This is a genomic window from Enterococcus sp. DIV1726a (genome assembly GCF_051710985.1).
Lineage (GTDB): Bacteria > Bacillota > Bacilli > Lactobacillales > Enterococcaceae > Enterococcus_B > Enterococcus_B hirae.
Genome location: NZ_JBIOLS010000001.1, coordinates 1,616,245 through 1,627,915, shown reverse-complemented (window position 1 = coordinate 1,627,915; position 11,671 = coordinate 1,616,245). Strand labels below are relative to the sequence as shown.

The 11,671-nt window shown below is 37.7% G+C and carries 10 protein-coding genes; 9 read left to right on the top strand and 1 reads right to left on the bottom strand.

Going from position 1 to position 11,671, the window contains the following annotated elements; all coding sequences use genetic code 11:
• Positions 1 to 102 precede the first annotated feature (102 nt).
• Both clpX and yihA read left to right on the top strand, forming a co-directional pair.
• A complete protein-coding gene (gene clpX, locus IGJ27_RS07285) occupies positions 103 to 1,353 on the top strand; it encodes an ATP-dependent Clp protease ATP-binding subunit ClpX (protein ID WP_178305896.1) in 1,251 nt (416 codons plus the stop codon).
• 436 nt (positions 1,354 to 1,789) lie between these two features.
• Positions 1,790 to 2,377, top strand: a complete 588-nt coding sequence (gene yihA, locus IGJ27_RS07280; RefSeq protein WP_010718969.1) for a ribosome biogenesis GTP-binding protein YihA/YsxC — start codon at positions 1,790 to 1,792, stop codon at positions 2,375 to 2,377.
• A gap of 60 nt (positions 2,378 to 2,437) precedes the next feature.
• Here yihA and IGJ27_RS07275 read toward each other — a convergent pair whose 3' ends face one another.
• A complete protein-coding gene (locus IGJ27_RS07275; RefSeq protein WP_010737727.1) occupies positions 2,438 to 2,587 on the bottom strand; it encodes an SPJ_0845 family protein in 150 nt (49 codons plus the stop codon).
• A 159-nt stretch (positions 2,588 to 2,746) separates the two neighbouring features.
• Here IGJ27_RS07275 and IGJ27_RS07270 point away from each other — a divergent pair, with 159 nt between their 5' ends.
• The 7 genes from IGJ27_RS07270 (at position 2,747) to IGJ27_RS07240 (ending at position 11,655) form a co-directional block, all read left to right on the top strand.
• A complete protein-coding gene (locus IGJ27_RS07270; protein WP_178287267.1) occupies positions 2,747 to 4,051 on the top strand; it encodes a hypothetical protein in 1,305 nt (434 codons plus the stop codon).
• A 359-nt stretch (positions 4,052 to 4,410) separates the two neighbouring features.
• Positions 4,411 to 5,166 (top strand): DeoR/GlpR family DNA-binding transcription regulator, encoded by a 756-nt coding sequence (locus IGJ27_RS07265; RefSeq protein ID WP_010718973.1) that lies wholly within the window; start codon positions 4,411 to 4,413, stop codon positions 5,164 to 5,166.
• Complete coding sequence (pfkB, locus tag IGJ27_RS07260) at positions 5,163 to 6,098, top strand: 1-phosphofructokinase (protein WP_010718974.1); 936 nt, start codon at positions 5,163 to 5,165, stop codon at positions 6,096 to 6,098. Before IGJ27_RS07265 ends, pfkB begins: the two co-directional genes overlap by 4 nt.
• Positions 6,095 to 8,026, top strand: a complete 1,932-nt coding sequence (locus IGJ27_RS07255) for a PTS fructose transporter subunit IIABC (RefSeq protein ID WP_178305897.1) — start codon at positions 6,095 to 6,097, stop codon at positions 8,024 to 8,026. Before pfkB ends, IGJ27_RS07255 begins: the two co-directional genes overlap by 4 nt.
• A gap of 265 nt (positions 8,027 to 8,291) precedes the next feature.
• On the top strand, positions 8,292 to 10,487 hold the full coding sequence (locus IGJ27_RS07250) for a hypothetical protein (RefSeq protein ID WP_178305898.1): 2,196 nt from the start codon (positions 8,292 to 8,294) through the stop codon (positions 10,485 to 10,487).
• A 12-nt stretch (positions 10,488 to 10,499) separates the two neighbouring features.
• Positions 10,500 to 11,024 (top strand): hypothetical protein, encoded by a 525-nt coding sequence (locus IGJ27_RS07245; RefSeq protein ID WP_010718977.1) that lies wholly within the window; start codon positions 10,500 to 10,502, stop codon positions 11,022 to 11,024.
• Between the two features lie 22 nt (positions 11,025 to 11,046).
• Positions 11,047 to 11,655 carry a hypothetical protein gene (locus tag IGJ27_RS07240; protein ID WP_010718978.1) on the top strand — a complete coding sequence of 203 codons (609 nt, stop codon included), beginning with the start codon at positions 11,047 to 11,049 and terminating at the stop codon, positions 11,653 to 11,655.
• Positions 11,656 to 11,671: the final 16 nt, after the last annotated feature.

Sequence of the window (11,671 nt, the reverse complement as noted above, 5' to 3'; positions counted from 1 at the left end):
TTTAGTGCTTTTGCTTTTTTTTGAATTATGGTATGATAGTAAAAGACTGTAAAGTCTGTGATAGTTTCTTGCATTTATGATGCAAGTTAAGGGGTGAAGACCATGTATGATAATCCAAGTGGCAATGAGACCGTACGTTGTTCTTTTTGCGGGAAAACACAAGAAGAAGTAAAAAAAATCGTGGCTGGTCCAGGGGTCTACATCTGTAATGAATGTATTGACCTATGCAAAGAAATCATTGATGAAGAATTTTATGAAGAAGCGGTACGTGAATTCACAGAAGTACCAAAACCATTAGAAATTTTGGAAGTCTTAAATAATTATGTGATTGGTCAAGATCGTGCAAAACGTTCATTAGCTGTAGCAGTATACAATCACTATAAGCGTGTTAATCAACAATCCCAAGAAGATGCAGATGATGTTGAACTGCAAAAAAGTAATATCTGCCTGATCGGTCCTACTGGATCAGGGAAAACTTTCTTGGCACAAACATTAGCTAAAACGTTAAATGTACCTTTTGCGATCGCTGATGCAACCAGTTTAACTGAAGCTGGTTATGTTGGGGAAGACGTCGAAAACATCCTATTGAAATTATTGCAATCAGCTGATTACAATGTGGAACGAGCTGAAAAAGGGATCATCTACATTGACGAAATCGATAAAATTGCTCGTAAAAGCGAAAATGTTTCAATTACTCGAGATGTTTCAGGCGAAGGTGTCCAACAAGCCTTATTGAAGATTTTAGAAGGAACAGTTGCCAGCGTTCCTCCTCAAGGCGGTCGGAAGCATCCTCATCAAGAATTTATCCAAATCGATACGACAAATGTTTTGTTTATCGTAGGTGGTGCGTTTGATGGGATTGAAACAATTGTTAAAAATCGTCTAGGAGAAAAGACAATCGGTTTCGGGACTAAAAATCAAAAATTAGCAGATGGCGCAAGTGTCATGCAAGAAATCATTCCAGAAGATCTATTGAAATTTGGTTTGATTCCTGAATTTATTGGTCGTTTACCAGTAATGGCAGCACTTGAAAAATTAACGACAGAAGATCTTGTGCGTATTTTGACAGAGCCAAAGAATGCTTTGGTCAAACAATACCAAAAATTACTTGCTTTGGATAATACGGAATTAGAATTTGAACCAGAGGCATTAACAGCAATCGCTGAAAAAGCAATTGCCCGAAATACTGGGGCACGTGGACTACGTTCGATCATCGAAGAAATCATGATGGATATTATGTTTGACATCCCATCTAATGAGAATATCGAAAAAGTGATCATTACGAAAGAAGCTGCTGAATTAACAGGAGAACCGACTGTCGTTTATAAAGATTCTGAGAAAAAAGCGGGATAAAAGCAGATAGAAGCTGGAGTGCTGTCGTGAAAGTTAGTTATTGCTTTTGCGGCAGCTTTGTCTTTTTATCGAAACTATTGATTAATGATTAAGACATTCTATTGACAGCAGGCGATTCAACGTTGTGATTACTCAAAATCGACAAATAGGGAAGATGACTTTCGTTTATGTAAAAACGTACTTTCCGCAATCAACTGCAGTTTTTCGATCGTTGAATCTTAGAATGAAATCAAAAAACCTCAAAACATGAGAAGCTGTTTCGAGATTTTTTTCTTTAAAGAACGAATCAATTCATGCTTCTCGCAACCTGTTACACGGCGTTTAAGAAGCGACTCTTCGTTTATCAGAGATTGTTTAATAAAGTGATATTAAACAATCTTCTCTCATCTCGATAGAGTTCATTTCTTCTTCAACGACCTTTTTTAGGAGAGATTTTATGAAAGTACATCAAGCAGAAATAGTGATTAGTGCAGTTGCACCAAAACAATACCCAGAATCTGATTTACCAGAAATTGCTTTAGCAGGGCGTTCAAATGTCGGAAAGTCTTCTTTTATCAATACGTTGATTGACCGAAAGAATTTAGCTCGCACTTCGGGAAAACCAGGTAAGACCCAAACATTGAATTTTTATTTGATTGAAAATGCGTTACACTTTGTCGATGTCCCTGGTTATGGTTATGCCAAAGTATCAAAGACTGAACGTGCAAAATGGGGTAAAATGATCGAAACATATATTACGACCAGAGAGCAGTTGCGAGCAGTCGTTTCTTTAGTCGATTTACGTCACAAACCTTCCCAAGAGGATATCCAGATGTATGAATTTTTGAAATATTACGATATTCCAGTGATTGTTGTAGCGACTAAAGCGGATAAGATACCACGAGGAAAATGGAACAAGCATGAAAGTGAAATCAAAAAAGCGTTGGATTTTGATAATAATGATCAGTTTATTTTATTTTCTTCTGTCACGAAGCAAGGAAAAGAAGAAGCTTGGCAGGCAATTGAAGAAGCAATTTCAGAATAAAAAACTAGTAGCAGACGAAGGACTCAAAGAGGAGAACATTCGCTTGCTACTAGTTTTTTTCTATTTTTTTGTCTGTTCTTTTTTTTCGTCATTTTTTGGTTTCAAAAAGCGATCGATTTCTTCTTTTGAAGCAACTGTTTTTTCTGGATCAACAGCAAAGGATTCAAATAATTTATCAAGATTATCTGTACGTTCAAATTTAAGCCCCAAATTATTCACCTCTTTGATTATTTGTTTCTATTCTACCATGGATAGTTACTAAAATAATTGGAAGTCGTTAAATTTTAGTTTTTTCTTATGCTTGGTTATAATTTAATTATAAAATAATTTGAAAGGAGTGAGAGCGTAGTGGAAGAACAACAATTATTAATGACGATTCAATTAACCGATTTGAATCAAAGTCAAAGAGAAAATGAATTGGAAGATTGGTTCTTTTTTATTCGGATGATGTTTAGTCCCTCATTTTTTCAGACTTCTCGTCAGACAGCACGAATATTTGAATGGACAACCTTTAAAAAGGAAGCAATGCAGGAATCTCAGTTCGCATTTGGTTGGCTGACTGTAAAAAATGAAACGAATGAGTGTCGTTTTCATTTTGATGGTCAACAATTGATCATTAAGAATATTTTGGAGAAGAATATTTTCTTACAACATGAATCGGTGATCAGAGATTATATCCAGCTTAAAATGGATAAAAATGGCGTATTTGCTTACTTACGTTCATACAATGAATTTAAGTATCATAATATTAAAGAAATTGAAGAACGGTTGAAGTTTGAAACACAAGAAGCTATTGATAAGTTGCCAAAGATGAGAGAACGATCGGGAGCGGTTGTGATTGATTGTAATCAATTGCCTGGTTACGATCTATCTCATGAGGGATTATGTTTTACTTCTTGTTGGGAAATGTATTACAGCTCTTACTACTATCGCATCATTCCGAAACAAGTATTTTTAGATGTCCAACAAGTGGAATTTGTAAAAGAGAAACAAAATGGTGTGATCTGTATTCAATTATATCGTGACCCTTTCAAATGGGCCGAGGAAACGAATCGACATTTTCAGACCTATTATCGCGACCAATTGGGATTTGATCATCTTTCTTGGGACAATGGTGTTGGGCTTTTGAAAGCCCCGTACATTGAGTATGCTTATACCGATCAAAGTATTCAATCTGTTCAATACCAAAATGAAAGAATGCAACCGACTCAGAAAAAGGATGCGACGTTCTTCGTTACTCGAAGTTATAATTTTGTCAATGATGAATACCACGAAAAGCGAGTAAGAGGGCGGTTGAATACACAAGCTTATTTTCCTTGGGTAGATGAGCAGCGGGCACAGATGATGTTTTACAAAGTGATTGATCCCCGTATTTCTTTAGATGATGGGATCGAAGCTTATTGCTACTATATAAGAGAATACTTAGAGATCGCAGTTGACGATGAAAAATATCAAGAATATTTAGTTACTTTACGATTATACGTACCTACTGAAAATTTGACACAGCTCCCATTAAATGAAATTCGCGAAAAACTATCAGATATTCAGTTTAAGCGAATAAGAAAAAGACGAGGACGTTTAAGCTTTGACGTGAAAAAAGGTGTAAATCATCTTAGAGTAGAAATCTATGATTATCCCAAGTTAAACAAATTTGCGACATTACAAAAAATTTGAGGTGAGCACATGGATAAACACTTATATTATCGGGTCATGTTACCTACAGCATTTGTAGCTTTTTTGATGTTCTTTCTTCCCAACATCCCTGTACGATCAATTTTGGGCTTTATCATTATGTTCATTGGATTAGGAAGGTACTATTATTTAGTGCATAGAAAATAAAGCATATAAAAGGTTGTGGAAGAATCGTACAGCGAATACCGTTCGTACTTCTTTACAACCAATCAAGAGTCTGGACCAGTTGAAAGTTCAGACTCTTTTTTGAATGTTTTAGATTGTCTGTGAATGTTTTTGAATGATTTTTATTGATTAATAAAAAGAATTATGCTACTATATGTCGTGAGGTGATCGTGGAAATGCTTACAGAAGAGCGCAGACAAAAAATACTACACTTGTTAGAACAAAATAAAATAGTGAAATCTCAAGATTTAGTAACACTTCTAAACGCTTCTGAATCAACGATTAGACGTGATTTGCAAGAGTTGGAGAATGATGGTCTGTTAGAAAGAATCCATGGTGGCGCGAAAAAAGGGCAACTTTTAGGGTTTGAACAGAATATGAGTGAAAAAACGCTCAAAAACGTTCAAGAAAAACAAACAATCGCTCGATTAGCAGCTCAATTAATCAATGACGATGACGTTATTTATTTAGATGCTGGGTCCACGACGTTAGAAATGATCCCATATTTGCAAGAGAAAAAGGTAACGGTAGTAACTAATTCAGTGAAACATGCAGCTAGTTTGGTTGATTTGCAACTTCCCACCATCATATTAGGTGGCCAAGTTAAATTATCAACAAATGCTGTACTAGGAAATAGTACAATCAGCCAGTTAAAAAATTTCTATTTTAATAAAGTGTTTATGGGAATGAACGGTGTTGACTTGAACCGTGGATTTACAACGCCAGATCCGGAAGAAGCAGCCGTGAAACGTCTAGCAATGGCAAATGCGGAAGAAAGTTTCGTCCTGATTGATCATTCTAAGTTCAACAAGCTTAGTTTCACTTCTGTGGCACCTTTAGAAGCAGCTACGATCGTAACCGAACGTTGTCCATTGGAATTTGTTACCGATTATCGGGAACGGACAACTATCAAGGAGGCAGCTATACAATGATTTATACAGTAACATTAAATCCGTCGATTGACTTTATCGTACGTGTCGATGGGTTAAAAATCGGGGAATTGAATCGAATGAAAGAAGACTTTAAAGTTCCTGGCGGAAAAGGGATCAATGTTTCTCGAATCTTGAAAAGAATTGACTCTGATTCGACAGCCCTTGGTTTTTTAGGAGGCTTTACAGGAAACTTTATCGCAGAGTGGTTGGAAAAAGAAACAATCCAAACTTCTTTTACAACAGTTCAATCAGATACTCGGATCAATATCAAATTAAAATCTGATTCTGAAACGGAGATCAATGGTTTAGGCCCAACGATCTCAGATGAAGAAATCCAATCATTCAAGCAAGCGCTAAGTGTTGTGAACAAAGGGGACATCGTTGTCTTATCTGGTAGTACTCCTGCCAGCTTAAGAAAAGGGTTCTATCAAGAATTGATTGAGATCATTCGTGAAAAAGAAGCAGACTTTGTGATTGATACAACTGGGGATGATCTAAAAAATTCTCTTGCTAAAAGACCATTGTTGATCAAACCTAATAACCATGAATTAGCCGAATTATATCAGACACACTTTGATCGTGTGGAAGAGATTTTGCCATATGGTAAGAAACTATTAGCTGAAGGGGCACAAAATGTCTTGATATCAATGGCGGGAGATGGTGCCTTGTTATTTACTAATGAAGGTGCTTACCGATCAAACGTATTAGTTCGCCCGTTAAAAAACTCGGTTGGTGCAGGAGATTCAATGATTGCTGGATTTATTGGTGCTTATAGCAAAAATCAAGATCCAGTGGAAGCATTTAAATGGGGAGTCGCTTGTGGAAGTGCGACAGCATTTTCTGATGATTTAGCTTCTAGAGCATTGATTGATGAACTGTTACCAGAAGTTGAGATAACAAAAATAGATTCGTTTTCAGGAGGATTATCATGAATATCAAAGATTTAATGATCAAAGATGCAATGATCATGGACCTACAAGCAACTGATAAAAAAGGCGCAATTGATGAAATGGTCCAAAAAATGTTTGCTGCCGGAAGAATCTCAGATATTGAAACCTATAAAGAGGGGATTTTAGCACGAGAAGCGCAAACTTCTACCGGACTAGGTGACGGCATTGCGATGCCTCATGCAAAAAATGCAGCAGTAAAAGAAGCAACCGTACTATTTGCTAAAAGTAACAAAGGGGTCGATTATGAGGCATTAGATGGTCAGCCGACTTACCTATTCTTTATGATCGCAGCTCCAGAAGGCGCAAATGATACACACTTACAAGCGTTAGCTGCTTTATCCCGCCTTTTAGTGGATCCAGATTTTGTTGCAAAATTAAAAGAAGCAGATTCACCAGAAGCTGTACAAGAATTATTCCAAACAGCGGAAGATCAAAAAGCTGCGGAAGAAAAAGCAGAACAGGCAAAACAAGCTGAAGCTGCAACCGTTGATCCTAAGAGCAAGTTTGTTATTGCAGTAACCGCTTGTCCAACAGGAATCGCCCACACTTATATGGCGGAAGATGCTTTGAAGAAAAAAGCGAAAGAAATGGGCGTAGAGATCAAAGTTGAAACAAACGGATCAGAAGGCGTTAAAAACTTATTGACAGCTGAAGACATCGCTCGTGCGGATGGTGTAATCGTAGCTGCAGATAAAAAAGTTGCCATGGATCGTTTTGACGGGAAAGAACTTGTCAATCGTCCGGTTAGCGACGGGATTCGTAAGCCAGAAGAACTGATCAATCTTGCTTTAAGCGGTACTGCACCAGTTTATCATGGACAAGGGAAAGATACTGGTTCTGATGAAGGAAGTGCAGAAGGAACCGTCGGTCAACGAATCTATAAAGATTTGATGAATGGTGTTTCTCATATGCTGCCGTTTGTTATTGGCGGTGGGATTGCGATTGCTCTTTCTTTCATGGTAGACCAATTTATGGGTGTACCACAAGATCAGCTTGCAAACCTTGGGAATTATAATCAAATTGCCAGCTGGTTCAACCAAATCGGTCAAGCTGCTTTTGGTTTCATGTTACCAGTTCTTGCTGGATTTATTGCTTCAAGTATCGGGGATCGCCCTGGTTTGATTGTTGGTTTTGCTGCTGGTGCATTAGCTAATACTGGCGGTGCAGGCTTCTTAGGGGCTTTGATCGGCGGTTTCTTAGCTGGATATGTCATTGTGTTCTTGCGTAAACTCTTCAAGAAATTACCTAAATCATTAGACGGAATCAAAACGATTCTCTTTTATCCCGTGTTTGGGTTGTTGATTACCGGTTTCTTGATGTTGTTGGTTAATGTACCGATGAAAGCAATCAATGATGCATTAAACGGATTTTTAACAAGCATGAGCGGTTCAAACGCTGCGTTACTTGGAGCTTTACTTGCAGGAATGATGGCTGCTGACTTAGGTGGACCAATTAATAAAGCGGCTTATGTTTTCGGTACAGCTACGCTAGCAACAACTGTTGCGACTGGCGGTAGTGTCGTGATGGCTTCTGTTATGGCTGGTGGGATGGTTCCACCATTAGCAATTTTTGTTGCTACTCGTTTATTCAAAAATAAATTTAGTAAAACAGATCAAGATGCTGGTCTAACGAATATTGTGATGGGCTTGTCCTTTGTAACAGAAGGATCGATCCCATTTGCAGCAGCTGATCCGATCCGCGCCATTCCAAGTTTCATTATTGGCTCTGCTTTAACAGGTGGTTTAGTTGGTGCTTTCGGTATCAAATTACTTGCTCCTCATGGTGGGATTTTCGTTGTATTCTTGTTAAGTCATCCAGTCTTGTACTTAGCATTCATCGCTATTGGTGCAATCGTTTCTGGTGTGATTTATGGTTTACTAAGAAAATCACCAACAGTAACAACAGCATAATTTTCAATTTATAAATATGAGACCTTCTTACGGAATTTAACAATAATTTTCGTAAGAAGGTTTTTTTGTGAGATTAAATGCAAATTTTTTGAAAATTAAAAAATGGAAAGCGAAATTGATCAATAGATGCATAAATATAGGATTTGTGATTAGAAATTAGTTATTTATTGACGGATATAAATGTGTATAGTATCATTTTTTTGTAATCTAATGTTAATCAAAAGCGCTTTTATATAAAAAAAGAATGGTTATAGAGGAGGGGAATATGAAAAAAAGTACAAAATGGGTTGTTTTATCGCTTTTTATTCTTTGTGCTAGTATTGTCCCAGTCAATGACTTTGATGCACAAGAAAATTCTGAAAATAGTGTAAATCTCCATGACAATGTGCAAACGAGCACAAGTGATGAGTACTCCGTTTCCTTTGAGACAACTACGGAAGAATCCCATGAAGATGTCAATAATCAAATCACCGAAGCATCAACAAGCAGCGAAGAAACAAAACAAGTGTTAGCAGAAAACGCTGAACTGTCCGACGAAATTGGTGCAATTAGTCCTTTGGTTGGAGAAGGATCATTAGAAAGTCCTTATACTGCAGCAACAGCAGATGAATTAATTAGGGTAATGAGTGAGATCAATAATGATTCAGGTTCGGGAACCTATTATGTTGCTTTGACAGCAGACATCGTGTATACAGATGCGGATGTTTTTGAGTTTTATAAAAATGTCGAGATCGATGGTCAAAATCATCATATGCTATATACCAACGCTTCCAACTCAACCGCTTCGAATACTGGCTATCGAGTGAAGATTAGTGGATTAAGAATCAAATTGAAAAACATGAATTTTGGAAGCGCGACACTAACTGATGAAAATGGCGTTATCTATGGCAACCAATCTTACTACGGGATCTTAGGGGCTGGAAGTTTATCTGTCCTCTCATTTGACGCGGTTTTTGAAAACGTCAATTATTATGGCAAGACCGGGGCGCAACCACTTCTAGCTTGGCATACAGAATCCACCTTCACCTTTGAGGGGAAAAATGAATTTGTCAGTGAAGCAGGAGCAAACAGCGAAGAGTTCATGGAAGGAAACAACATTACATTTGCGAAAGATTCGACGACGATTATCAACCACCAAACGAGTACGAATCTCGCTTTGTTCTATGGTTCAGCTTCTGGCGGATCGGGTGATCGGAAAATACGAGTCACTCTTGAAGAAAATGCGAATGTGCAATTGACATCAAGCAAAGATTATTTTTCTTATGATGGGACAGGATTAATTTTTACGATTGGTCAAAATGCTGAATTTTTGTATGAACAAACAGGTAACAAGCCAATGAATTTTACGAATGGTCAAGCAGCAGAAATCAATTTTGGCGCTAATTCACAAACTTCAATGATCAGCCTAGGCAGATTCAATTCAAATGGAAATGTTGTAATGAATGCGGATGAGCCCGATTTTGTTCGTTTTCAAAATACTTCTAATACCAACGGCTTGTTTGCTAGAAATATGACATTTAACCGGATCGATGGAGTAGCAGGAGAAATAGGAGGCTATCAATTTAGCTATTTAGCAACTGATCAAAGTTTACAAAAAAAGGAAGTAGTAGGAGCTGGTACAGCTACATTAAATGACAGTTACTTTACAAATACAGCTCTAAAACAAGCAATCTATCAAAAAAAAATCAATATTACCGATTGGAAAGCACAGCCGAGTGTAGCGGTCGGACAAAGTCAATTAGACACTACGATCAATGCTTATGAGCCAGCCAGTCGGATAGGAAAGGCAACGACGTTTAAATTAAGTACGAAACAACTTTGGAGTGAAACCGATTTAACGACTGAGGAAGCACAACAACAAGTTGAGCTTGCTGATGAAAATACAGATGGGATGATCGCAGTCGAAGAAACCGCGGGAATGACATGGACAAAAGAAAAACTACCAGCTGGAACTTATTTTGTCTATACAAAAATAGCTGGTGCCGTCAACGATGATCCCGAACTTCAAGCCTATTTAACTGAAAGTCTTTGGGTAGAACAACAGGTGGAAGTAGTCAAAAGTCCATTAAGTGTGGAAGTACCTTTAGAAATGATATTTGAATCGAAAACAGAAGGTGCATTCGACACGGCATCTTCGACCAAACCAATCATTAGTTCGAGTAACTATCCCATTGATTTTACGATTGGCACGGTTCAAGATCTTACAGCTGATTCATCAGTTGTGCTAGTCAATCAATTTTCTGGCGGAAATCATAACGAGTTGATTCTTAATCTTGTTGCCACTGATGGGACAACGATGGGACCGTTGGTTGTCGGGCAAAATAATGTGGACAGATTGGAAATTGCCCCTTTTTTAACAGAACCAATTGAACTTTATTTAGCTGGAGAATTTTCAGGAAACATTTTACAAAAATATTATCCTAGTTATGCCTTTACTTATCAACTATCAGCTAAAGAATAAAGGAGAAAAGCAATGGAAGAAACAAAACGGAAAAAACAAAAACAGGTACTACTCATTCTACTAGGATTATTGTTGTTGCTAAGTGGCTGGCTAGTGTACCGCTATTATCTTCAAGCAAAACCAGAGCCCGTTACTATTGTCAGTGGCGAATTTTTACCCGCTGGGAAAGATGCCCAAAAAATCTCTGACTCTGAAAAGAAAAAAATCGCGCAGGTTGCAGTAGATAAAAGCAAATTCAATTTAGTTATCTCACCTGAAGCGAAAATCGATCGACAAACAGGGAGCGGCGAATTGATGATAAAAAATCCCAGTGAAAATGGCTATCCGATCAATGTAGAAATTAGAGAAAAAAAGAACAATCAACTTGTTTATACTTCCGGTGCGATTCAGCCCGGGTATGAAATAAAAAATGTCACGTTGGAACAGGCATTAGAAAAGGGGGAGTATCCATCAGTTGCTTTATTTAGTTTGTATGACCCAGACACCAACGAAAAAAAAGGTCAAGTGGCTGCAGGAGTTACATTAACAGTTGAATAAAAAATAAAAGGGGTTTATTGATATGATGAAAAAAGTACTTGTAAGTATGTTGTTTAGTGGGAGTTTTGTTGGATTTGTTGCGCCCGCAATGGTTCAAGCGGAAGACGTGATTGGTGTTGACCAAGCCGATATTCAAATCAATGGTACGATTGGATTAGATAACACAGATCCAGAAGAAGCGATTGAGGAAAGTCATGACAATTGGATCAATGTGACATTAGATACAGCGACCATATTCTATAACGTAAGCGGGCGAAATGATATTGAATCTCCAACCTATAATATTGAAAATAAATCGGGACGTCCAGTTGATGTATCCATTGCAGATTTCGCGCAAACAAATGCCGAAAGTATCACAGAAATTTCTAGTCTAAATCTTGTTTCTCCAGCAGCAACGAACACTTCCTTGATCGCCGCAGGAACACTCACAGATTTTGCGACGACACCAGTCAAACTCTTTACATTAGCAAACAATGAAGGAAAACTAACTGCAAATGGTACCGCAAATAATGCTTTTTCGACCACCTTCAACTATGCTGGAACAGTATCTTCTACCACAGCAACCAAGAGTACACCAACGTTCAATTTGACGTTGCAATTAGATGCTGTATCTTGGACAGCAGCGCCTTAAACTGATTAAAAAAGTT

Coding starts and splice junctions, on each gene's coding strand:
- yihA (WP_010718969.1), top strand. CDS start 1,790: ATGAAAGTACATCAAGCAGAAATAGTGATTAGTGCAGTTGCACCAAAA.
- IGJ27_RS07255 (WP_178305897.1), top strand. CDS start 6,095: ATGAATATCAAAGATTTAATGATCAAAGATGCAATGATCATGGACCTA.
- IGJ27_RS07240 (WP_010718978.1), top strand. CDS start 11,047: ATGATGAAAAAAGTACTTGTAAGTATGTTGTTTAGTGGGAGTTTTGTT.
- IGJ27_RS07270 (WP_178287267.1), top strand. CDS start 2,747: ATGACGATTCAATTAACCGATTTGAATCAAAGTCAAAGAGAAAATGAA.
- IGJ27_RS07265 (WP_010718973.1), top strand. CDS start 4,411: ATGCTTACAGAAGAGCGCAGACAAAAAATACTACACTTGTTAGAACAA.
- pfkB (WP_010718974.1), top strand. CDS start 5,163: ATGATTTATACAGTAACATTAAATCCGTCGATTGACTTTATCGTACGT.
- clpX (WP_178305896.1), top strand. CDS start 103: ATGTATGATAATCCAAGTGGCAATGAGACCGTACGTTGTTCTTTTTGC.
- IGJ27_RS07245 (WP_010718977.1), top strand. CDS start 10,500: ATGGAAGAAACAAAACGGAAAAAACAAAAACAGGTACTACTCATTCTA.
- IGJ27_RS07250 (WP_178305898.1), top strand. CDS start 8,292: ATGAAAAAAAGTACAAAATGGGTTGTTTTATCGCTTTTTATTCTTTGT.